Below are 20584 nucleotides of genomic sequence, written 5' to 3'. Positions count from 1 at the left end.
ATCACCTTATTGTATATTTAGTTGCTTTTTAAAATCTTCTAGGAGCTTAAGCCCAGCTGCCCTTACGGCATTTTCAATGTACAGTACCTCTTGAACGCTAAAACTGCCAGCTCCAGACTTCTGCATCCCCACTATCCTGCCCTCTGGCGTGTAGGATATCGAGAGTTTAGCGTCAGCTATAGCCTCTTCTTCTAAGTCTGGGTCTATTACAATGTATTTGCCTATCTTAGCTGCAGTTACTGTGACAACCGGGAAAAGAATGGGCAGTCTATCGCCCTTCTCTTCCTTCACAACCTTAATTTCTCCGTTCTCATTAACAACCTTAGGGAGTTTAGCATTGTACAAAGCTGCTACTGCAGCTAACGTGGAAGCGTCGAGAACGTTACCACCATAATCGAGGACATATATGTCTACCCACACAGTCCACACCATTTTACCCGGCTCAATAACCAGCTTGCCTAGATCTATCGACTTAGAGTCCCTCAAGCTCCTGTCCACAACTCTCGATAGTTCTATCGCATTTTCGTCTGGCGGCCCTGGCTCAAAAGTCTCGTACGCCAACGGAAGTAACTCAACGTTAACAACTAAGTTCCCCTGAGCCGGGGTGTCCTCAAATGGCTCTTCCTCTTCTACCTTAACTCCAGCTAATACCGCTGTGTCTCCTAGCTTTACTAAAGCTGACCCGTCAGCTTTCTTCGCATAGTCTAAGGTTATACTTAGCGGTCTGTACTCGTTAAGCTTCCTACCGTCTTCCCTTAAACCTCTCTCTAACATGTGCAATATGCTCTCTTTCTTTATTAGTGGGACAATGTTTTCGTTAGAAGGAGTCATGGACATATTTAGCTCTCCTCCTTGTATTCTGCATACTTACTCTTCAAGACCTCCTTCTCCATATTATATATAATGTTTATCCCCTTCATTGCAAGCTCAAGGCCTTGCTTAAACTCTTCTGGAGTCATGTTACCGTTAAGCTGTAAGAGGTTAATTTGGCCTAGCGCCGGCATCATCGCCACCGGCATGTCTGCCTCTCCCCACATGTCCTCTGGCTCGTTTAAATCTAGTACAAGCACTCCATCAGCCTTACCCACTGCAACTGCTGCTATGAGATCTCTAACCGGTATACCAGCATCGACCACCGCCAAAGACGCCGCCATCAAAGACGCTAGTCTGGTCCCCGCGTCTGCTTGTATGACCTCCATGAATATGTCAATGGAGGACCTTGGGAATTCCTCAACTAGAATTGTTGATTCTAACGCCTCCCTGATTACCTTTGACAGTTCTATTTCCCTTCTACTCGGCGCCGGGTTCTTTCTCTCGTCAGTGGAGAAGGGAGTCATATGGTATCTGACTCTCAACACTGCCCTATTTGGCATTGCCAAATGCCTAGGATGCATCTCCCTAGGGCCATATACTGCAGCAATTATCTTAGTGTTACCCACTTGAACTAACGAGGACCCGTCGGCGTTTTTAAGGACGCCTATCTCCATTTTCATTGGCCTTAGCTCGTCTGGCTTTCTCCCGTCTAATCTCCTTCCGTCGTCCAAGATTAATCTAGGCTTTTGTATTTGAATCATTACTCTCACCAATTTTTTCTTTAATCAAACTTTTTATTCTATCTGTTAAACCTCTAATGTGCGATTCCGCCTCAATTGTCTTTACTGCCAAGATTAAAATATTCTCCTTATCTTTAGATGGGCAGTTTGCCCATATTCTTCCATTCTGTGCAATCAATATCTCACATCCTGTTTCAGAAGTTAAGACCTCTAACATGCTCTTGTTCTTCCCAATCACCCTTGGGACCTTGACTGGCATGATGTCTATTACAGTACCATAAGCTACCCTTCCTAACCCTTTGCCCTTAACATTGAGGACAGGGTTTGTGGTCCTGTCAAAGTTCTCCACTTTGGCAATAACGTAGTCCCCAACGTCAATGAATTTCCTTAGATCCTCTCCTAGGTTCACAGACCTTCCCAGTAGGGAAGAAGCGGGAAGGTAGGCCGAATACATGGACTTTATGTCGAGTATCCAACCGTATAGTTCTATGTCCTCAACCAGACCTATCACAGTGTCGCCTATCTTGGGATAATAGTAAGACCCTTCAAGTGGTATTATTTCGAAGATTGGTTCCTTTACTTCAAACAGTCCTATTACTGTAGAATAGTACTTGTTACCTTGTTTATAGTAGTACGGAGACCAAGGGACTTGAAAATTCCCTTCAGCCACCAGGTCTCCGGGAACTACTATGCTCCTATTTGGAAAGTAAATCTTGTTATTCGACGACATCTTTACTTCACTTGGATTACTCTAACTTCTACTTCACCTTTGGTTATTGAATTTAGCTTATCAATTATCTCCTCTTGAGCCCCTGCTGGTATCTCTATTTCCGCTATTAAAGTTCCATCTGCTAACCAGTTGGTCTTCTTAACTGAGCCTAAATTAGAAAGACTGGACCTGACCTTAGGACTATACTTTGGAGGAACCTTTATCTCTAGGATAGCTCTTGCTACTTTAATAGGTATAATCCTCGCTAGTTCATGAATAATTTGTAGTGATTGAGCCTCTGCGTCCTTGTTTAGATCTATCTGCACTTTAGCCTGCTCCATTGCCATCTCTATCCTAGAAATAGGTATTGGCAAGTTAGTCTTGGGATCCACGGCGTTCCTGTGTATGAAGTCCACTATCTGCTTTCTTTTGTTCTCCAACATTTCTTTTCTCTGATCTGAGGTGAGAGGCAATTCTCCCTTCAATAGGATATCCTTGACTATTGTTTCAAAATCGGTAGTGCCAAATACTTTTTTAAGAGCAGAAGGTGAGGCTTTCTGTCCCTTCTTTACGTCCTTGTAAATAGTATCTGAAACCACTATGTCAGAAATAGGAATGTTCTTACCAGATCTGAACAAAAAAGCCTCCTTAGGCTTTACCAAGATCTCGAAGTGTTCCCCGTGAGACTCGTACTTCACCGTTATGACGTCCTTTGTGGGCATTTAATTTTATCACCCTAGTTTTTGGAGTATCTGTGCCCTCTCCTCTAGGCTCAGCTTTCTGAAGATACCCGTGTCGCCTGCTGCGTAACCTATTTCTATCTCACTTGGCCCTATCTTCTCCCCGCCCTGCCTAGAGCCCCTCAACGCGTTGATTGCTAGAGCTATGGTATCCTCTACGTCGAGATCGTCTTTGTAGTTTTTCTGTAGGTATTCTGTGGCAGTAGTATAGTTCTCTCCGATAGCAACTGCCAAATAGGGCATGTACTGCCCGCTTGGTTCGGTCATGAATAGCTTTGGAACTCCCTTGTCTACGCCACCTATTATTAAAGATACTCCGAAGGGCCTAACGCCTCCGTGTTGGGTGTACGCTTGCTTAACATCGGCAACGAGCTTAGTAAGGTAGTCTATGCTTATCGGTTCGTCGTAAACAAGCCTATGCTGAAGAGAGGAGTTCCTGGCATAGTCTATTAAAATCCTACCATCTGAAGCAAGCCCCGCAAAACTGCATCCCACGTGATCGTCTATTAGGAAAATCTTCTCCACGCTATCGATGTCCACTAACATAGACCTCTTTTTCTCTCCAGCTATCACGACGGCCTTTTTGGTCTTAACGCCTAAGGTTGTCCAACCTTTCTTTACTGCCTGGAAAGCGTAATCGACCTGGTAGAGATCTCCATCTGGTGAGAATATAGTTATAGCCCTATCGTATCCCATCGCTGCCGGTCCGAACGCCAACTAACATCCCAGAATACATAAGTTACAGTAATTAATAAAAGTGTTACATATGTCAGCTCGTCGCAGAGTACATCATCTTACAGTCTGGAGCGGCTTCATCACATGTTCATAATCTTTTTAGCTCTCTTAAAACTACCACTTGTCCTTATTGTAACTATTAAAGCTTTTGCACCATTTATCTCCTTCGCAAAAGGAAGTGACGCTACAACTACTTTATAACCTGCCCTATTAGTCGAAATTATCCCCTTTAGGCTCCTCTTATCGAAGAATATCACCTTAGGATCTGAGATTTCAAGCCACATTCTCCCAAGGAGCTCCTTTACTGCGTCCCTAACGGCCGCGTTTATCGAGTTTTGATCCACTTTGTCTCTATCCCTCTCATCGACTACTAGTTCGAAAATTATGTACCTCTTCGACTTCATATTTCTCTTATTCTTAACTTTTTTCGTAAAGATGTAGTGCCTTCTTAGCGTAACATACGTAAGTACCGCAAGCCACGCTATAATAACTACGTCAAGAGCCAGCAGAGAGTAGTAACTTACTTGGATTATCATATACCCACCTTATTGCCTCCTCTTCGTCCGCTCCGTGTATTACTAGGTAGTTCACTTTGGATAATGGAGGCCACAGCTGAGTAATCTCTGAAGCGCAGGACGAAAACACAACGTTAAACCACTTGTACGCTAGCGGTATTACCTTAAATATTATGCCAGAAGACGCTGACATGTACACTTCAACGAATTTCCCTTGCTGTCTTATCATATTTAGCGACGCTCTTCTGGTCAATAGCTTCCAGTTGTCGTTGTCAATAGTTATTGCGACCACCCTTTCTTGAGCTAAAGCATATCTGAGTGCCTGCCTATTTAAAGGTTTGGCGAAAACTAAGACGTTCTTCTCAACAGAGCTAGCTCTCCTCCTAAAGCTTTCTGGATCGCTGAATGGAATAGTGACCCTTCTCCATCTGCTCTGGGAGTTTACTTCCTCTAGAATTCCCTCACTATAGCCAATCTTCTTCAGGATAGGGAAAAGGGCTGGGTTTTTAATGCAGGTCTCCACTAGCAACTTTCTTTAGTTCCTCCTTGATCCCCGCCACGTTTCCAGCTGTGTTAATGACAACCTTTACCACGTCGTCGCCGTCCTTTATTGCCAGCTTATTTATTGCAACTAAAACTTGCTTATCTAACCTTATGTGGATTTTTGAACCATCTACCCTATCCTGTAAAGTACTAAGGAGGTAAATAACGTCACTTTTATCGAACTTAGAAACCAGAACGTTGAACACGTGCTCGCCGGCTTTACCCTTAAACACGTACTTTATCTCTGTTATCACGTCACCGTAATGCCCTTGTAACGCGACCTCTTCAACTTGAGCTTCGGAGATCACATTACCTAACGTCTTCCACAAAGCCTCCTTTATCCTCTCTTTATTCTCTGTTTGATAAGAAAAAATCAAAAACGTTACAGATCCTATTTTCATTTCACTTTCCTGGAATCTTGTAGTTCTGCAACCTATAGTACTTGCCGGCTTCGTGCCTCTTCTTTTGCTCCCTTTCCTTCTGCTTCTTCTTGAATTTGTAGCCGGTTGTGCCCTTTAGACCTCTGGACTTCAATAGCCCTCTAGCCTTCTTGCCCGCCGAGGTGAGACCCCTGAACACCCTCCTCCTGTTGGCTGGGTCTTGTAACCATTTCAAGTCCTTATCTGCTTTAATCACTGGGTGGTTAGGATCTACTAAGATAACCTCGTAGTATTTGTAGAGCCCGTCTTCACCTACGTAGTAACTCCCTAGGACTTCAAGGTTGGGGAACTTCCTAGCAGCCTTTTCCTCGGCTATCCAACGATAACCTTTTGCCGGAGAGTAGCCGTAAACGCCCATCCTTTTTGGCCTTCTACCGCTATTGGGCCTTGGCTTGTCCATACCTCCCCTGCTTACCCTAACCCTAACTATCACAAATCCTTGCTTGGCCTTATATCCTATTTCCCTCGCCCTGTCCAGCCTCGTAGGCTTTTCTATCCTTACTACGCTTCCTTCCCTTCTCCACTCAATCATCCTCTTCCTGACAACGGTTTTCTTCCACTCGTCGGACTGCCACAGTTGGGAGATGTAGCTATACATTGAAGCAACCATTATTTCTCAAGCTACATCTAGATAACTAATTAAAAAGTGTGTTGTATCATTCTTAATTGGTAAATACAAGATGATTACGGTTGGACTAGTTGGAAAGACTAACGTGGGGAAGAGCACGTTCTTTGAGGCCTCTACGCTAGTTGAGGTAGAAATAGCTAATAGACCCTTCGTTACAATAGAACCTAACGTTGGGATAGCTTACGTTAAGAACAAGTGCGTACATACCGAGTTGAACGTAAAGTGCAACCCCCAGAACTCCATTTGCCTAGGAGACTACAGATTCATTCCAGTGAAACTTGTTGACGTTGCTGGGTTAATACCGGGAGCGCATGAAGGAAGAGGACTCGGGAACAAGTTCCTGGATGACTTGAGAAAGGCCGATGTACTGATCCACGTAGTCGACGCTAGTGGTTCCACTGACGAAGAGGGAAAGCCAGTTCCCCCTGGCTCTAGGGATCCGGAGGAAGACGTAAAGTTTATAGAGGAGGAACTGGACGAATGGTTCTTCTCTATAATTTCAAAGGAATGGGAAAAATTCGCAAGAGTCGTGGATTTGAGCGGAAAGGACGTCGTCGAGTCCCTCCTGTCTAGGCTCTCTGGACTATCGATTAATAGGGAGCAGATCGTGACTACTTTAAAGGAAACTAAGCTGGAGAACTTGAAACTAATGCAATGGACTAGCGAGGACTTAAGGCTGTTTTCCAAGAAGCTGAGGGAAATTTCAAAACCAATAGTCATTGCTGCCAACAAGAGCGACGTGCCTACTGCGAGGAAAAACGTGGAGAAGCTTAAAGCAAAGTACAAGTACGTAGTCCCAACAAGCGCAGAGTCTGAACTAGCCTTGAGAAAGGCAGCAAAAGCAGGGCTGATAGACTATGTACCGGGAGAGTCCACCTTTTCCATTAAGGGCCCTATAGACGAGAAGAGAATGAAGGCCCTTGACTACATAAAGAAAAACGTCCTGGAAGTATACGGTTCCACCGGAGTCCAGCAAGCCATTAATATGGCCGTATTCGACGCTCTGAAGCTAATAGTGGTTTACCCCGTGGAGGACGAGAGAAAGTTCACCAATAGGGACGGAGAAGTACTGCCAGACGCTATCCTCATAAAGGACGGGTCTACGCCTAGGGACTTAGCATACGTCGTACACACAGATCTGGGTAAGGGGTTCCTTTACGCCATAGACGCAAAGAGGAAGATGAGAGTCGGCGAGAACTATAAACTTAGGAACAACGACGTAATCAAAATAGTGTCAACCTTAGCCCACGGGTAATCAGATATCTTTCTTTATACCACAAGGTTTAAACTCCTTGCGAGTCCCCGCGCGTGGGAATCTTTAGCCACTTAATCTCCATTACTCGTGAGACCGTCTGAGCCCAGGCTACTGGACTGATAACATTGTAACTTCTTTGCTGATAGCTCGTCGTCCTCTAGGGCTTAACCGAGCGAGAAAACGCGCGAGAATAGGGTTAGAAGTTAGTTATCCTATTAATCGTAAATGGAGGGGGTTTAGCCCCTATAGAACTCCCTCATCTCAACGTCTCTGTTAACCACTGCACCAGGGTAGATAAGTGCATACGCACCTATTTTGACTCCAGGAAGTATAGATACGTTTATCCCGGTCTTCACGTATCCTCCTACGATAGCTCCTAGCTTTTTCCTACCGGAAGAGGTTCTTTTTCCCTTAACGCTAACCTTTACTTCCTTTTCGTCAAACCTTAAGTTACCTACTAGCGTCCCGGCGCCAAAATTCACGTTTTCCCCTATGATGCTGTCGCCAACGTAACTTAAGTGAGGTATTTTAGTGCCTTCCATTATAACGGACTCCTTAACCTCCACGGAGGCTCCAATTCGGTTCTCTCTAACAAGGACAGTGTAAGGCCTTACGTAGGAATTTGGCCCTACTACGCTTCCTGTTCCTATGTACGCTGGGCCCTCGATATACGTACCGTGAAGAACTACAGCTCCATCCTCTATTATTACCTTACCCCTTATCTTTACATTGCTGTCAACTTCGCCATTTATCCTCTGACGGCTCACGTCGAGGGCCCTCTTGTTAACGTCAATGATTTGCCATGGCTTTCCCACGTCGTTCCAATATCCTTCGTAAGCTACCACAGAAACTTTCCTTTCCTTTGTCATGGCGTTGATCGAATCGGTAAGTTCGTACTCTCCCCTGGACGACAAGGGAGTCTTCTCTATATAGCTAAATATATCGTCTGAGAGCTTGTAGATGCCCGCATTGACAAGATTAGATGGAGGATTCTGTGGTTTCTCTATTATCTCCTTTAATCTATTTCCATCAAAGGAGATCACACCGAAATCTGAAGGGTTGCTGACCCTTATACCGAGTACTGCGTTCTCCTCCTCAGACACGATCTTCTTCACAGCTTCCTCCTCGAAGAAAAGGTCTCCATACACGACTAGCATCTCTCCTTTTATTCCCTTAACGCTTTGGAGAGCAGAAGCAGTACCAGACCCTCTCTCTTGATAGACTAGTTTTACCCTATTCTTTATCTTGTCGTAAAAGGGCGCGTATTCTGGTTCTTTTGAGACTACAACGTAAATTTCGCTCGTATATTTACTTAGAATATTTATTATATTCTCAATTAAATAATTACCCAAAACCGGAACAAAAGGTTTAGGTCTAGTTTGGGTTATAGGCTCTAGCCTTTCCCCTTTACCCGCTGCCAGCACTACTGCCTTCACTAGCTACTACTACCTCCTTTTGGATCTCCGGTAGGCCCATGACCTTGGACTTCTCTATTTCAACCTTCCTTAGTGGAGCTATTTTCTTAGCTTGGTTAAATATCTCATTAGCTAGGTTTCCAAATACCATCTCCTGTACGAACTCGTCAAAGGTATGTGCCCCTGCGTCTTTGACTATTAGGTCGTTCATTATCTTCCTTATAGCTGTTCTCTGATCCCTATGTATCCTGTAGGTGGTCAAAGCTAGCCCCTTTACCCTTATCTTATAACCGTCTTTCGTAGTAACGTCTATAACTGTGTTGATCTTGGAGCTCTTCCTCCTAACTAGGGACCTCACGTAGTCCCTAGAAAGCTCATGTCCATAGAAAGTAGTGAAGAGCTTATCGCCGTCGTTTGACGTAACCTTAAAGTACAAATGCACGTAGACCATGCTAAAGTCCCCGGTGAGGTCATAAAGCGTCGTCTCTATCTTTCTGCCTATGGTTTGACTAACGTCAAATGCCGGAGTGGAACCAAGGGAAACCTCTCCAAATACTTTTGGAGCAAATATGCTAAACCACTTCTTCATCTTCCATTTGTCTTTCACTGCTCCACTGGAACCCTTAGATGACTTAGACGACATATTAAAAATCACTTATACGCGAGGTATTAAAAGTCATTCTTTGTCTCTACGTCCTTGTTTCCGTAAACTATTCTTGTGTAAAGCTTTCTAAGCAGTCTAACCACCGTTCTTCCCTCCTCCTCGTCGCTCACGCCCCTGATTAGTGACCTCTTTAACGCCAGGTACATTGGCGAGTTCCTGCTATAATCGCCTATAATGTTCGCCAGTATTCTCGAATACTTGTCTATTAGCTCTATGGTCTCGGTGGACACGTTGGACTTCCTTTCAGCCCTATCCTTCCACAGCTCGTAAAGGACTATTCCAACAGCGTGGGATAAGTTGAGGACAGGGTACTTGTTGCTAGCGGGTATGTGGAGGAGGAAATCGGTCTTCTCTATCTCCTCCCTCGTTAGCCCAACGCTTTCCCTGCCGAAGACTAGGGCGACCTTTCTGTCGCCTATTAAGTCCTTCAGCTCCCAAGGTCTTATTGACTTCCTGAGGATATCCCCCTTTACGTCTGCTATGCTAGAGGTGGATATTTTTAAGTCAACGCCCTTTAGCGCCTCGTCGTAAGAGCTCACAATGACAGCTCTGTCCAGTACTTCCCTTCCCTTAGAAGAGAACTCCCTAGCCTTGTTTACGTCACACCTCGGATTAACTATGTATAACTCGTCGACCTCAAAGTTCTTGCAGAGCCTGGCTACGAAACCCACGTTGTACTCACCTTCAGGCTCTACTAGCACTACCCTTATCATTAAGCTCTAAAGCTATAAGTTCCTCGAAGCCTATATATTTCTTTTCTTTTCTCGTTATAATGTAATTATTTGAATTTATAGCGCCCATAATGCTCTCCTCGTCATCGAGGCTCGAGTAGAGAATGTATACTCTTTTCGCCTTGACAACATTCAAGAACCGTAAGAGCACCTCTACACCTCTGTCACCTCCCGACCAACTATACTCTATCCACGATCTGTACTCCGACACTGGCAAGTAGGGCGGATTAAATATAGCCACGTCCCAGTACTTGTCCCTAATACAAGTAAACATATCACAGTTGACTACCTCCAGAGACACCCCGTTCAGCTTGGCGGTACAAAGAGTGGCCTCGGTTGCGAAGGGGTTTAAATCGATTGAAAGCACTACACCTCCAAGCTTAGCGGCCTTGACGCTCAGGATTCCCGTTCCAGAGCCCATCTCTACTACCCTCTCTCCTTTCCTAACTTGAATGACGTCAAGCAGAAGCTCGCTGTCCTCTGCCGGCTCGTAGACTTCCTCGTTCACGCAGAGTTTATATCCATAGAGCTCAGTAACTCTAAAATCTCCCACGGTTTGTAATCCCTCACCCTTCTCTCGTTGTCCGACTTAATGTTACAGAGCTCTGCAGCCTTCTTTACCTTTTTGTTGCGAAACCTACTCACGCACTCTATTACTTGTGATACTCGATCATCGTATTTCCTCCTTCTCACAAAGTAAACTATCTGAGAATACACTTTAGGCTTTGGCGAAAAGGCGTCAGGCGGTATTACGTCCATCGGGCGGATGAGGTAATAGTAGTTCAACAGAAAGGATATGTAACTCGGGTACTCCAAAATCTTGTCCACAAAGTCCTTCTGCAAGATTAAGAGCATCTTGTTTACGTCGTTGAGCTCTGAGACTTCAAGGAAAAAGTCCCTAGTTATCGAGTAAGGCAAGGAGGACACTATGCTACCCCTAAAAACGGGCAGATACCTTGCGTCTGAGAGGACAGGGCTAAAACTCCTCAAGTACTGAAGTAGGTTCACGTCTATTTCTATGCATACGTCTGGATTTACCTTTGCACTAATGATCCCCTTTCCGCAACCTACCTCTATTATGGGCCTTGTTAGGCCCATAGAGAAGACGTAATACACGAACTTGTCCACGAAACTCTTATCGTGAAGAAAGTTTTGAGAAAGCTTACTCATTCTTTTTCAATTTCTCCTCCTTTAATCTCTCCAAGGAGCCTACATATATAACTTGCTCTTGTTGCTTCCTGTGGTCTACGTCTGTGGGGTACACGAACAGGTAGTACTTGTCCTTCCTCTGTATCTCCAGGAGAATCCTCTCAGTAATTACGCTGGCAACGTTCCTTAAGGTGGTCCTTTTCTCTATATCACTAAAGCTTGAAAACGGCTCTTTTTTCCTTTCCTCTAAAATTTCCCTGAGCGTCTTCTTTCCTATACCCGGCAGAAGCTCCAGTGAGTGGAGCTTTAACGTCAAAGGCTCAGACTTATTGAAGAACTCCACGAACTCCTTCTCCCTGTCAAGGACAATCTTCTTCACTACCCTAGGTAAAGCGTCCTTAGCCACAGATGTTAGGTCATCGTAACTGACCGTTAGGTCAATTTTTAAATCTTGGACGTTGAATAGGTCAACTCTCTGCTCGATCTGGTAATCGCCCCCTAAGGCCAGAGCCTCCATTAATATGAAATACTCCTCTCCTAATACTTGCGCAATCGGTCTGTTCTTGTGGTTTCTGTGCTTGTCCAAGGGGTTGCCTTCCCTCAAGTAGTCCAATATGTAGACGTACCTCTCCTTAGGTCTCTTTCTCTGTAACATAGTGCCACATAATAATTTATAACCATATCTAAATAAAAAATATCAACTCTTGAGGTGGCTCTTGACAGCGCCAATTATTTTCTGAAGGTCTTCATCTGAGTAGCTACTCTTGTCTATAACGAGGATTGCCTTTAGCTCGTCTATTGTAGTAGGGCATATACTTGCTATCATTGCAATTACTTCTTCCTTTTTCACAACGTTACTTAACTCTGCCTTTAGGGATTCAACTTCCTCAGCGGGGCATTTCTCGACGTTATTGAGGTACTCATAGACCCTCTGAAGTATAGCCGACTGAGAGCCGTTCCTTATTATCTCGTAGATGCACTTCTTTGCCTCTGGATACGATATGAAGTGTTCCTCTACTACCTCTAAAGAAGACATTACTTATCTACCGGAAAACGGAACTAGGTGTTCCGGCCTAACTATTATTGTCTTTTCCTTCTCTCCAAGAGTAACCTTTACCTCGTACGCCCTTCCTCTCTTGGACAACACCGTACCTACCTTTCCTTGATACCTCCTGTGTGGCATCCCGTTGTGAATAGAGGAGTTGACCTTTACAATCACCTTCTGTCCAGGCTGATAATCGTACATTAATCTGCTTAGCGACGGTACACTGCCCCTCTCCCTAGGAGACTTCCTCAGCAACTTACGTGACCTAGTCCTGTTACCCTTCGAGTGCTTTACCATGAACTCTACCCATCTCTAGGTAATATAGGATAGACAAATAAATTTTTGGGAAAGTTATTTAAGGGTACTTGAGCAAAGTTTTATTGAACGTGCGGGGATGCCCGAGCATGGTCAAAGGGGGCGGACTTAAGAGCCCGCTAGGAGATCCGCTGGCGAAGGCCTGCGTGGGTTCGAGTCCCACTCCCCGCACCAATTATACTGTCGGTTGAGATATGGACTTCAAGTGATCGTTTCGCGTTATTGTAATAAGCTATTTATCATTCAAGTTTCAGAATTTCTAGTTCTTCTTGATAGGCCCAACGTCTCTTATTGACGAAATTAAGGGGACATCGAGCTAGTTCCCTAAGGTCTTTTTGAAGAACGCAGATAGCTAATTAATCTTATAAGCCTTTGACATTGATAGAATAATGAAGGGCCCGTCGTCTAGCCTGGTTAGGACGCTGCCCTGACACGGCAGTAATCCTGGGTTCAAATCCCAGCGGGCCCATGCGGGGTTAGTGGGATACACCCTAAGACCCCCCACTGCTATTTTTCAATTTAACGTTAGTCTTAACGACGTCAATTAAGGGGCCTACGTAAAGTTTCCTTCATCTCACCGTCCACGTTCTCTAGCTTATACACCTAATATCGACCTTCCCTCTCACGTATAATGTAGTCGCCGTATTTATAACTCGTCTTCTCTTTCGACATTTTAATTCATTGTATTATGGTCAATGGAAAAACGACGACACCTCTTGAAAATGCGAAAGCTTTAACGGCTCTTAGCTCACCGTAAACGTCTCTCTCATAAGAAGTAGGTGCGGGGAGTGGGACTCGAACCCACGCAGGCCTTCGCCAGTAGGGCCTGAACCTACCCCCTTTGACCATGCTCGGGCATCCCCGCACCGCGCCGGGGACGGGATTCGAACCCGTGTGTCCTACTAAGGACAGTGGGTAACCCGTCTGAGGTCTCGAGCCCACCCCCTTGGTCCGCTCGGGCACCCCGGCACAATCAATATGTAGTACACGCCGATTAAAAAAATTACGTCACGTTGGTATGTAAATGGGCTCGCTCTCTGTGGATACCCTTTTCTGCCTCAGCATCTCGTTCCTTATGTACTTTGGAATACTGAATATCATCCTGTGGGTCTCGGCGTCGTAAAACCTTAAGTCGCCGTTTATTCTCTCCCTTATCTTCTTGTCTAGATCCTCCTTTAGGAGATCAAGGGGATTTACGTAATCCGAGGCGTACACGAAGCCCCATAGGCCGTCAAAGGCCGGAACGTAAACTATGGATGCTACTGCAAATTGGAATACCTGCTTTAACGTATTGTAAATCACGGTAAAGGACTCGGTGTTAAAGGAAGGCGAGGTAGCTTGAGTTACCATCCCACCTCCTGGCTTTATTAGCCCCTTAACCTTCTCGTAATACTCCTTTGTGTAAAGCTTATACGAGGAGTTGCCAAGTATAGGGTCCGTCAAGTCCATTATTACCGCGTCAAACTTGTCCTTAGCGTTCATTACGTAGTGATAAGCGTCGGAGATCACCACAGAAACCCTTGGATCGTCAAAGGACCCTCTGTGCCACTCCTGAAGGTACTTCTTGGCGAAGTTTACAACCTCTTGGTCTATGTCCACCATAACTGCCTTCTTTACACTCTTGTGCTTGAGCACTTCTCTCAGGGTAGCGCCCTCTCCTCCGCCTAATATCAGGACGTCCTCTGGAGCCCTTATACTAAGTAGAAGTGGGTGAACGAGAGTTTCGTGGTAGATAAACTCGTCGTATACGGTGGACTGGATCTTTCCGTCTATGATTAACGTCTTTCCAAACTTAGTGAGCTCCGCAACCATTACCCTTTGGTATGGAGACTTTATGTCCTCAATTACCCTCTCTATTAAATGTCCGTGGAACTCGGAGTAGCTTTGCCACTCTATATGCCAACTCCAACCCATTTGCATTATACTAGTCTTACCCCATTCACCTTTTTGTTCTGCCAGGAGTACCTCCTGATCTTCTTTGACCTCCCGAATCCGCAAGCAGCGCAGTAGTGCTTGGCCACGTTGTACGAGTGCCTACCGCACCTTCTGCACCTGATGTGAGTGTAGCTGTTGTTCATTTTACCGAACGAAGGAGTGCCCTTCACTGCCTAACACCTTTTATTACTGTATAGGGGAGATTAATATTACGTTGTCCCCCCTTATTACTATAGTTCCTATCTTCTTTCCGCTACCGTCTGCCTGGATCTCCTCCGAGTCTGAGAGGACTAGGTTCATGTGCTGGTCGTAACTCCTTAAAGTGCCCCTTACTTCCTTACTGCCCTTTAGCTTTACTAAGACTACGCTACCTAGGGATTCAGCTAGAAGCTTGTGTGCGGTTTCTGCCAAAGTATCACCTATTCGATAAGATAGATAGGTGATTTATAAATTATTTGACAATCAAAGTCCCGCCGCGGGGACTTGAACCCCGGACCACCCGGTGACCGCTAACCTACCTACAGCCGGGCGCTCTAAACCGGGCTGAGCTACGGCGGGACACCGCTAGTAATCTAACGTCAAGATGGAATAAAAAGCTTTCTCAAAGTCTTTCGCGTCATTGCATTCTCGACTGGCTCTATAGCCGTAGAGACCGAACAAAGCTATTGGCCTATAAACATAGGGGCTTCTCCGCCTAGTCTTTATACGTTACTGTCTCCAGTATTCTTGCCGTAATAAAACGAGTTTATGGAAACCACTAGGATACATGTTTTCCTTTATGTCACAATCCTCGTTTACTACGCCTTATAGCTAGCCTCGAACCTTAGAACCTTTATAAATACATACGTTCAGCTCAAGCCCAGCCCGTTTATCTAACCTTTTGTAGACCTTGAATCGATAACCTAATCGCGCTTTTCCTAGCGGGCTTTCGAGTCCCACAGAGGTACATTATCGCCTAGGTCATCGCACTGCGTCTTCAGAATCACCAAGCCCTTGCGTTTTTATGTCAAGTTACCCTTAAGCTGTCCAGTATACTGGGCGCGTGGATGTTGGAGTTCTTTATCCCCAGCCTCTCCTTCTCCCTTGGGTTTTCAATAATCCTCATAAATGCCCTTATGGAGGAGGCCTCGCCGTGGTTAAGCACAATGTTCCTAGGCTTTGGTGTTAGATCCCTGAGGAAATTAAGCAGCTGCCTCCTGTCAGAGTGTCCTGAGAATCCGTCGATTGCGTACCTCTCCATCCTTATCGTTATGTTCTCTACCCTTCCGTCCCTGTTTATCACTTGGACCTCGCTGGCCCCGTCTCTTACCTTCCTACCCAACGTCCCCTCGGCTTGATAGCTTACGAAGACTATCGAGTTCCTGGGGTCTGGAGCCAACGCCTTAAAGAACTCCACTGCAGGCCCGCCGTTGAGCATTCCAGAAGTAGCTAGAATTATTGATGGCTCTCCCTGCGCTATGTCCTCCCTGTAGCCTTCTATCCTCTTGAACACGTCTGACACAAACGGGTTCTCGTCTCTGTACAGGATCGAGTCCCTGACTTCCCTGCTGAGCCACTCTGGGTAAGCGGTGTGTATTGCAGTTACCTCGTCGAATAGCCCTGTCACGTAAACGGGTACCTCAGGTATCTTCTTGTTCTTCATGGCGTCGTTTATTACGAGCATCATCTCTTGACCCCTTCCAACGGCAAGTACGGGGATGAGTACTTTCCCTCCCCTGTTTATCGTGTTTTGGATTACTCTCACTAGTTCCTCCTCCGATTCCTCCCTACTTGTCTGGGTCTGGGCACCGTAGGTGGTTTCCATTATTATGGTGTCTACCTTAGGGAACTCGCTTGTAGCCCTATCCAAGAGCCTTGTCCTAGCGTACTTAAAGTCCCCAGTGTATACTATGTTGTGTAGGCCGTCGCCTATGTGAAGGTGGGCCATGGCGGAGCCAAGGATGTGGCCAGCGTTGTAGAAAGTTAGCCTGACATCGGGGGCTATGTCCGTCACTTCCTCATAGTCCAGCGTTATTGTGTGGAGAAGTTCTTTTCTAACCTCCTTTGCCGAGTAGGGCAGTGGCCTTCCCTCCTTCTCTGCAACGTCAAGTAGATCCAACTGCATCAACGCCATCACATCCCTAGTGGGAGGGGTCACGTAGACTGGACCTTCGTAGCCGTACTTGAAGAGGTATGGAACCATTCCGCAGTGGTCCAGGTGCGCGTGGGTTACCACTACTGCGTCCAGATCCTCTAGCCTCAGCTGATCTATGTCGAGCTTAGGGTACATCCTCTCCCCAAAGCTGACGCTGGGGTTCACACCGGTGTCCAGCAAGACCCTGCTCTCTTGGGTCTCCACCAACACCGCAGACCTCCCTATCTCCTGGAAGGCCCCTAGCGCTGTGATTCTAACGTACCTGTCCTTGTATATTACCTCCCTGTGTATTCTCTCGCCGAAGGTCTTGAGGATCTTCGATCTGTACTCCGTCTCGTTGTATATGTGGGTTATTATGCTCTCAACGGTCTTTGACTTTATCGGCGGTTCCCTTACTATAACAGGCCTCCAAAAGGTCTCTAGGAATATCCTTTGTTGGATTGTTCCCCCTTTTCCGATTACTAACCCCGGCCTCTTTGCCTTTATTAGGACCTCGCCGAGGTCCTCGTCAAACTTTATGTCGACTATCTGCGCCTCCTGAGGTACAATGTTCTTTATGATCTCCATAGCCTCCTTTTTGTCCTTCCTGATCGAGCTATCGGCCTTTATTACAATCCTCTTCTTTATCTCCTTAGCTATTTTCTTAACGGCGTCCATGTTCCCCGAGAGGAACGAGGGGTTCTTTACGTATACCGCTATCTCTGGTCCTTCAAATTCTATCCTCGTTATCTGAGCGTCCCTTGGTATGCCAGTGTATATGGACTGTATTATTGTTAACCTACTATTAGACACTACACTCACCGAGAAGTAGAGATCAACAAATACAATCCTCACTCTTTAATATTTAAAACTTGTCTTTTAATGTATGGAAAGCAACGAACACATAATTGACCTGCCAAAGAGGATCTACGTGGGCAATGGTATTATCAACAAAATAGACGAGTACTTCGAACAACTCAACTTGCCCGCGCCCTTTCTCATAGTCACAGGTCCCAGCGTTAGGAAGACAGTCGTAAGCAAAATCTTGGACAAGATAGGGGACAAGAGCGTAGAGGTAGTTGAAATAGAGGAGGCAAACATGGACGAGGTGACTAGGGTGGAGGAGTTCTCAAAAAAGCTCAGATCTGGAAGCATAATTGGCGTGGGCGGGGGGAAGAGCATTGACGTGGCCAAGTATGTAGCCTTTAGGCTAAACCAGGACTTCGTAAGCGTCCCAACCGCTCCTTCCCACGACGGAATAACTTCTCCTTTTGCCTCAATTAGGGGACTTGGGAAACCCGTCTCAGTTAAGGCAAAGGGACCAATAGCCATAATAGCTGACATAGATGTGTTGAGCTCTGCGCCCAGAAGGCTCATAAACGCGGGCATAGGGGACATAATTGGGAAAATCGTAGCTGTAAGGGACTGGAGGCTTGCCTCAAAGCTCAGGGGAGAATATTACGGGGATTACACAGCGTCCTTGGCCATTCTATCTGCAAAGCACGGGCTGAGCTGTACGAGGATCATAAACAGGGACTTGAAGTACGGAGTAAGGCTACTCATGGAGGCCTTAATAAGTAGTGGTGTAGCAATGGGAATGGCCGGAAGCACTAGACCAGCTAGCGGTTCTGAGCACTTGTTCGCCCACGCAGTCGAAATGCTATACCCAGGGCCTGCATTACATGGGGAGCTAGTTGGAGTGGGTACTATTATGATGGCCTACATCCATGGCATCAACTGGAAGGAGATAAAGAGGGCCCTAAAGAGGATAGACTTCCCGCTTACAGCCAAAGAGTTGGGAATACCCGACGAGGTAATTATAAAGGCTTTAACCATAGCCCATACAATTAGGCCAGAAAGGTACACTATACTCGGAGATCGCGGATTAACGTGGAGCTCCGCGGAAAAAATAGCAAGAGAGACGGGAGTTATCGAATGATCAGAAAACGGACTTGTCGTACTTCTCTACAAAGCTCACAGCTGACTCCGGCAATACAAAAGTTATAATGTCCTTAGCCAACATGAACTTCCTCATTTGTATGTCCTCGAGGAGGAATATCTCCTTAGAGACGGCGAAGTTAACGCTCTTCTTGTCCTCAGATAGCTCCAGCGTCAACTTGGGATTGCTCCCGAACCATCTCTCCATTAGGGCGTTTATTTTCTCCTTCTCGTCAGTCAATTGCTTAACGACCTTAACCTGGTAGACTATCGTCTTCCCAGCGTACGGGTGATTGAGGTCTAGGATGACCCTCCCACCACTGACGCTCTTCACGGTGGCAAGCGAACCGTCTTGAAGCCTCACCAGCATGTTAGGGTAGGGGTTTATCCCCTGCCTCTTCACCTCTCCCAGCGAGAGAATCTTTACCTTGCTGGGATCCCTCTCGCCGTAAGCCTTTTCTGGGGGCACTTCTATAACCTTCTCCTCGTTAAGGTTCATGTTGTAGAGGGCCTCCTCTAGTCCCTTGATTACCCTGTGTTCGCCCAGAATAACCAGCTGAGGTCCGTACTTCTTGTCCGGGTTGTAGATGTTGGCCTTTTTTGCCTCCTCTTCCATCGTTGTGTCAATTACCTCGTTAGTGTCTTTGATCTTGGCAACGTATTCTATATAGAGAAAATCCTTGTCCTTAAACATATGGGTCTAAATCCACTAAAGAGTATGGATTTTAAAATTACCGTATAGGTGGGCCCGGAGGGATTTGAACCCTCGACCACTCGGTCTCTCAGCCCAGCATATGAGCCGAGCGCTCTACCTAGCTGAGCTACGGGCCCACCATTAATCTTCTAAAAAGTTATCCTTTATAAGAGTTGTGCAGGCCATCAAGTGCCGTATTTCCACTGCTTGGCGTACTCCTTCTGCTCCTCTGTCATGGATTCTATTTCGATTCCCATTCCCTTCAGCTTGAGGTAGGCCACCCTTTCATCGATCTCAGATGGTACGTTGTAGACCTTCCTCTCGAGCTTGCCCCTGTTCTCCACTATGTACTTAACGGATAGCGCTTGGTTAGAAAAGCTGAGGTCCATTACCTCGCTTGGGTGTCCTTCAGCTGCCGCCAAGTTCACTAAACGTCCCTCTGCCAGGAGGTAGAGCTTGTTCCCGTTGGGTAACGTGTACTCCTCAGTATAGGGCCTTATTGTCCTAGAAGACACGGCCATCTCCTTAAGCCCCTTTACGTCTATTTCGACGTTGAAGTGCCCTGCGTTGGCCAGTATAGCCCCGCTTTTCATTAAGGGGAAGTGCTCCCTGGATATCACGTTTATGTTCCCAGTGGCAGTAATGAAGATGTCCCCTACCTTTGCCGCCTCCTTCATCGGCATTACGTCAAAGCCGTCCATAAGCGCCTCAAGAGCCCTAAGAGGGCTTACCTCTACCACAATCACCCTAGCACCCATGCCCCTCAGCCTAGAGGCTATCCCTCTCCCTACCCAGCCGTACCCAGCTACTACAGCCACCTTCCCTGCAATGAGTACGTTGGTAGCCCTAAGAAGTCCGTCTATGGCGCTCTGCCCAGTGCCAAATCTATTGTCGAAGAGGTACTTGGTAAAGGCGTTGTTTACAGCGATCACTGGATAGAACAGTACGCCCTGCTCCTCCATTGTCTTGAGCCTAACCACCCCAGTGGTAGTCTCCTCTGTGCCCCCCAAGATCTTTAAGTCCCTGTGTTTCTCGTGGATCACGGCGTGTAGGTCGGCCCCGTCGTCCATGACCACGTTTGGCTCGGGCTTAATTATCGCCTCAATATTATCGTAATACTCCTTCTCGCTTTCCCCTTTCCACGCAAAGACATGTATACCGTCATGCTTCACTAGGGAAGCTGCCACGTCGTCTTGAGTAGAGAGAGGGTTACTCCCCGCAAGCCAGACCTCCGCACCTGCCTCTTTAAGCGTCCTCACTAAAGCTGCCGTCTCTTTTGTGACGTGGAGAACGGCAGCTATCCTTATGCCCTTAAGGGGTTTGGACTCGGCAAACTCTTTCCTTATGCTCATTAACGCAGGCATGTGGATTTCCGCCCATTCAATCTGTTTTCTCCCTTGTTCGGCTAACGAGAGGTCCTTTACGTTATACTCCATGAGTTAGATAGAGACAATGGCGTTATTAAAT

26 protein-coding genes and 6 tRNA genes are annotated in these 20584 nt (G+C 46.3%); 4 read left to right on the top strand and 28 right to left on the bottom strand.

Annotated features, from left to right (window positions below):
• Positions 1 to 6: 6 nt before the first annotated feature.
• The 9 genes from rrp42 to MPF33_04990 all read right to left on the bottom strand — a co-directional run bounded on the left by rrp42 (position 7) and on the right by MPF33_04990 (position 5845).
• Positions 7 to 837, bottom strand: coding sequence for an exosome complex protein Rrp42 (gene rrp42 / locus MPF33_05030; GenBank protein ID MCI2414601.1), 831 nt, complete (start codon positions 835 to 837; stop codon positions 7 to 9).
• Between the two features lie 2 nt (positions 838 to 839).
• Complete coding sequence (rrp41, locus tag MPF33_05025; protein MCI2414600.1) at positions 840 to 1574, bottom strand: exosome complex exonuclease Rrp41; 735 nt, start codon at positions 1572 to 1574, stop codon at positions 840 to 842.
• Positions 1552 to 2283 (bottom strand): exosome complex RNA-binding protein Rrp4, encoded by a 732-nt coding sequence (gene rrp4 / locus MPF33_05020; protein MCI2414599.1) that lies wholly within the window; start codon positions 2281 to 2283, stop codon positions 1552 to 1554. Before rrp4 ends, rrp41 begins: the two co-directional genes overlap by 23 nt.
• A gap of 2 nt (positions 2284 to 2285) precedes the next feature.
• Positions 2286 to 2984 (bottom strand): ribosome assembly factor SBDS, encoded by a 699-nt coding sequence (locus tag MPF33_05015; GenBank protein MCI2414598.1) that lies wholly within the window; start codon positions 2982 to 2984, stop codon positions 2286 to 2288.
• A gap of 9 nt (positions 2985 to 2993) precedes the next feature.
• Entirely contained in the window at positions 2994 to 3719 is a 726-nt protein-coding gene (psmA, locus tag MPF33_05010; GenBank protein ID MCI2414597.1) for an archaeal proteasome endopeptidase complex subunit alpha, read from the bottom strand.
• Positions 3720 to 3817: 98 nt separating this feature from the next.
• Positions 3818 to 4273: a ribonuclease P gene (locus tag MPF33_05005; protein ID MCI2414596.1), complete on the bottom strand. Its 456-nt coding sequence runs from the start codon at positions 4271 to 4273 to the stop codon at positions 3818 to 3820.
• A complete protein-coding gene (locus MPF33_05000) occupies positions 4233 to 4775 on the bottom strand; it encodes an RNase P subunit p30 (protein MCI2414595.1) in 543 nt (180 codons plus the stop codon). Before MPF33_05000 ends, MPF33_05005 begins: the two co-directional genes overlap by 41 nt.
• Positions 4759 to 5196, bottom strand: a complete 438-nt coding sequence (locus MPF33_04995) for a hypothetical protein (protein MCI2414594.1) — start codon at positions 5194 to 5196, stop codon at positions 4759 to 4761. Before MPF33_04995 ends, MPF33_05000 begins: the two co-directional genes overlap by 17 nt.
• A gap of 1 nt (position 5197) precedes the next feature.
• The gene (locus tag MPF33_04990) at positions 5198 to 5845 is read right to left on the bottom strand and encodes a 50S ribosomal protein L15e (GenBank protein ID MCI2414593.1); all 648 of its coding nucleotides are present in this window, start codon (positions 5843 to 5845) and stop codon (positions 5198 to 5200) included.
• Between the two features lie 70 nt (positions 5846 to 5915).
• Here MPF33_04990 and MPF33_04985 point away from each other — a divergent pair, with 70 nt between their 5' ends.
• On the top strand, positions 5916 to 7118 hold the full coding sequence (locus tag MPF33_04985; GenBank protein ID MCI2414592.1) for a redox-regulated ATPase YchF: 1203 nt from the start codon (positions 5916 to 5918) through the stop codon (positions 7116 to 7118).
• A gap of 236 nt (positions 7119 to 7354) precedes the next feature.
• Here MPF33_04985 and MPF33_04980 read toward each other — a convergent pair whose 3' ends face one another.
• From MPF33_04980 to MPF33_04945, 8 genes are read right to left on the bottom strand one after another with little or no spacing between them, the layout of a single operon-like run.
• Positions 7355 to 8554: an NTP transferase domain-containing protein gene (locus MPF33_04980; GenBank protein MCI2414591.1), complete on the bottom strand. Its 1200-nt coding sequence runs from the start codon at positions 8552 to 8554 to the stop codon at positions 7355 to 7357.
• Positions 8526 to 9176 (bottom strand): 30S ribosomal protein S3ae, encoded by a 651-nt coding sequence (locus tag MPF33_04975; protein MCI2414590.1) that lies wholly within the window; start codon positions 9174 to 9176, stop codon positions 8526 to 8528. Before MPF33_04975 ends, MPF33_04980 begins: the two co-directional genes overlap by 29 nt.
• 26 nt (positions 9177 to 9202) lie before the next feature.
• A complete protein-coding gene (locus tag MPF33_04970) occupies positions 9203 to 9910 on the bottom strand; it encodes an RNA methyltransferase (protein ID MCI2414589.1) in 708 nt (235 codons plus the stop codon).
• Complete coding sequence (locus tag MPF33_04965) at positions 9882 to 10481, bottom strand: class I SAM-dependent methyltransferase (protein ID MCI2414588.1); 600 nt, start codon at positions 10479 to 10481, stop codon at positions 9882 to 9884. The genes MPF33_04970 and MPF33_04965 overlap by 29 nt, the downstream gene beginning before the upstream one ends.
• A complete protein-coding gene (locus tag MPF33_04960; protein ID MCI2414587.1) occupies positions 10433 to 11098 on the bottom strand; it encodes a 16S ribosomal RNA methyltransferase A in 666 nt (221 codons plus the stop codon). The genes MPF33_04965 and MPF33_04960 overlap by 49 nt, the downstream gene beginning before the upstream one ends.
• Positions 11091 to 11732: a DUF655 domain-containing protein gene (locus MPF33_04955; GenBank protein ID MCI2414586.1), complete on the bottom strand. Its 642-nt coding sequence runs from the start codon at positions 11730 to 11732 to the stop codon at positions 11091 to 11093. The genes MPF33_04960 and MPF33_04955 overlap by 8 nt, the downstream gene beginning before the upstream one ends.
• A gap of 42 nt (positions 11733 to 11774) precedes the next feature.
• Positions 11775 to 12113, bottom strand: a complete 339-nt coding sequence (locus tag MPF33_04950) for an RNA polymerase Rpb4 family protein (protein ID MCI2414585.1) — start codon at positions 12111 to 12113, stop codon at positions 11775 to 11777.
• Between the two features lie 3 nt (positions 12114 to 12116).
• Complete coding sequence (locus tag MPF33_04945; protein MCI2414584.1) at positions 12117 to 12419, bottom strand: 50S ribosomal protein L21e; 303 nt, start codon at positions 12417 to 12419, stop codon at positions 12117 to 12119.
• 91 nt (positions 12420 to 12510) lie between these two features.
• On the opposite strand from MPF33_04945, the gene MPF33_04940 reads away from it, so the two are divergent.
• Positions 12511 to 12611, top strand: a tRNA-Leu gene (locus MPF33_04940).
• Positions 12612 to 12831: 220 nt separating this feature from the next.
• Positions 12832 to 12906: transfer RNA gene (locus MPF33_04935), tRNA-Val, on the top strand.
• A gap of 22 nt (positions 12907 to 12928) precedes the next feature.
• Here MPF33_04935 and MPF33_04930 read toward each other — a convergent pair.
• The 8 genes from MPF33_04930 to MPF33_04895 all read right to left on the bottom strand — a co-directional run bounded on the left by MPF33_04930 (position 12929) and on the right by MPF33_04895 (position 17298).
• Entirely contained in the window at positions 12929 to 12982 is a 54-nt protein-coding gene (locus MPF33_04930; protein ID MCI2414583.1) for a hypothetical protein, read from the bottom strand.
• 235 nt (positions 12983 to 13217) lie between these two features.
• Positions 13218 to 13302: transfer RNA gene (locus tag MPF33_04925), tRNA-Leu, on the bottom strand.
• Positions 13303 to 13306: 4 nt separating this feature from the next.
• A tRNA-Ser gene (locus tag MPF33_04920) sits at positions 13307 to 13406 on the bottom strand.
• Between the two features lie 39 nt (positions 13407 to 13445).
• Entirely contained in the window at positions 13446 to 14357 is a 912-nt protein-coding gene (speE, locus tag MPF33_04915) for a polyamine aminopropyltransferase (protein MCI2414582.1), read from the bottom strand.
• Positions 14357 to 14542 (bottom strand): 50S ribosomal protein L37e, encoded by a 186-nt coding sequence (locus MPF33_04910; protein MCI2414581.1) that lies wholly within the window; start codon positions 14540 to 14542, stop codon positions 14357 to 14359. Before MPF33_04910 ends, speE begins: the two co-directional genes overlap by 1 nt.
• A 16-nt stretch (positions 14543 to 14558) precedes the next feature.
• Positions 14559 to 14783 carry an RNA-binding protein gene (locus tag MPF33_04905; GenBank protein ID MCI2414580.1) on the bottom strand — a complete coding sequence of 75 codons (225 nt, stop codon included), beginning with the start codon at positions 14781 to 14783 and terminating at the stop codon, positions 14559 to 14561.
• Between the two features lie 57 nt (positions 14784 to 14840).
• A tRNA-Tyr gene (locus MPF33_04900) sits at positions 14841 to 14930 on the bottom strand.
• Between the two features lie 448 nt (positions 14931 to 15378).
• Positions 15379 to 17298: a beta-CASP ribonuclease aCPSF1 gene (locus tag MPF33_04895; protein ID MCI2414579.1), complete on the bottom strand. Its 1920-nt coding sequence runs from the start codon at positions 17296 to 17298 to the stop codon at positions 15379 to 15381.
• Positions 17299 to 17371: 73 nt separating this feature from the next.
• Between MPF33_04895 and MPF33_04890 the strand changes: the two genes are divergently transcribed.
• Positions 17372 to 18424 (top strand): NAD(P)-dependent glycerol-1-phosphate dehydrogenase, encoded by a 1053-nt coding sequence (locus MPF33_04890; GenBank protein MCI2414578.1) that lies wholly within the window; start codon positions 17372 to 17374, stop codon positions 18422 to 18424.
• Here the strand turns inward: MPF33_04890 and MPF33_04885 are convergent, their stop codons facing one another.
• The 3 genes from MPF33_04885 to ahcY form a co-directional block, all read right to left on the bottom strand.
• Positions 18425 to 19117, bottom strand: coding sequence for a peptidylprolyl isomerase (locus tag MPF33_04885; protein ID MCI2414577.1), 693 nt, complete (start codon positions 19115 to 19117; stop codon positions 18425 to 18427).
• A 49-nt stretch (positions 19118 to 19166) separates the two neighbouring features.
• Positions 19167 to 19254 (bottom strand) — tRNA-Ile (locus MPF33_04880).
• Between the two features lie 48 nt (positions 19255 to 19302).
• Positions 19303 to 20553 (bottom strand): adenosylhomocysteinase, encoded by a 1251-nt coding sequence (gene ahcY / locus MPF33_04875; GenBank protein ID MCI2414576.1) that lies wholly within the window; start codon positions 20551 to 20553, stop codon positions 19303 to 19305.
• Positions 20554 to 20584: the final 31 nt, after the last annotated feature.

Origin of the sequence: Candidatus Aramenus sp. CH1 (assembly GCA_022678445.1) — an archaeon.
GTDB lineage: Archaea > Thermoproteota > Thermoprotei_A > Sulfolobales > Sulfolobaceae > Aramenus.
Note: the sequence above shows the minus strand (reverse complement) of the source record. Positions and strands in the feature narration are given on the sequence as shown.

What these genes read in the sequence shown, in the direction of transcription:
- rrp42 (MCI2414601.1), bottom strand. Translation starts at nt 837, where the DNA reads ATGTCCATGACTCCTTCTAACGAAAACATTGTCCCACTAATAAAGAAA.
- rrp41 (MCI2414600.1), bottom strand. Translation starts at nt 1,574, where the DNA reads ATGATTCAAATACAAAAGCCTAGATTAATCTTGGACGACGGAAGGAGA.
- rrp4 (MCI2414599.1), bottom strand. Translation starts at nt 2,283, where the DNA reads ATGTCGTCGAATAACAAGATTTACTTTCCAAATAGGAGCATAGTAGTT.
- MPF33_05015 (MCI2414598.1), bottom strand. Translation starts at nt 2,984, where the DNA reads ATGCCCACAAAGGACGTCATAACGGTGAAGTACGAGTCTCACGGGGAA.
- MPF33_05005 (MCI2414596.1), bottom strand. Translation starts at nt 4,273, where the DNA reads ATGATAATCCAAGTAAGTTACTACTCTCTGCTGGCTCTTGACGTAGTT.
- MPF33_04995 (MCI2414594.1), bottom strand. Translation starts at nt 5,196, where the DNA reads ATGAAAATAGGATCTGTAACGTTTTTGATTTTTTCTTATCAAACAGAG.
- MPF33_04990 (MCI2414593.1), bottom strand. Translation starts at nt 5,845, where the DNA reads ATGGTTGCTTCAATGTATAGCTACATCTCCCAACTGTGGCAGTCCGAC.
- MPF33_04985 (MCI2414592.1), top strand. Translation starts at nt 5,916, where the DNA reads ATGATTACGGTTGGACTAGTTGGAAAGACTAACGTGGGGAAGAGCACG.
- MPF33_04975 (MCI2414590.1), bottom strand. Translation starts at nt 9,176, where the DNA reads ATGTCGTCTAAGTCATCTAAGGGTTCCAGTGGAGCAGTGAAAGACAAA.
- MPF33_04970 (MCI2414589.1), bottom strand. Translation starts at nt 9,910, where the DNA reads ATGATAAGGGTAGTGCTAGTAGAGCCTGAAGGTGAGTACAACGTGGGT.
- MPF33_04960 (MCI2414587.1), bottom strand. Translation starts at nt 11,098, where the DNA reads ATGAGTAAGCTTTCTCAAAACTTTCTTCACGATAAGAGTTTCGTGGAC.
- MPF33_04955 (MCI2414586.1), bottom strand. Translation starts at nt 11,732, where the DNA reads ATGTTACAGAGAAAGAGACCTAAGGAGAGGTACGTCTACATATTGGAC.
- MPF33_04950 (MCI2414585.1), bottom strand. Translation starts at nt 12,113, where the DNA reads ATGTCTTCTTTAGAGGTAGTAGAGGAACACTTCATATCGTATCCAGAG.
- MPF33_04945 (MCI2414584.1), bottom strand. Translation starts at nt 12,419, where the DNA reads ATGGTAAAGCACTCGAAGGGTAACAGGACTAGGTCACGTAAGTTGCTG.
- speE (MCI2414582.1), bottom strand. Translation starts at nt 14,357, where the DNA reads ATGCAAATGGGTTGGAGTTGGCATATAGAGTGGCAAAGCTACTCCGAG.
- MPF33_04890 (MCI2414578.1), top strand. Translation starts at nt 17,372, where the DNA reads ATGGAAAGCAACGAACACATAATTGACCTGCCAAAGAGGATCTACGTG.
- MPF33_04885 (MCI2414577.1), bottom strand. Translation starts at nt 19,117, where the DNA reads ATGTTTAAGGACAAGGATTTTCTCTATATAGAATACGTTGCCAAGATC.
- ahcY (MCI2414576.1), bottom strand. Translation starts at nt 20,553, where the DNA reads ATGGAGTATAACGTAAAGGACCTCTCGTTAGCCGAACAAGGGAGAAAA.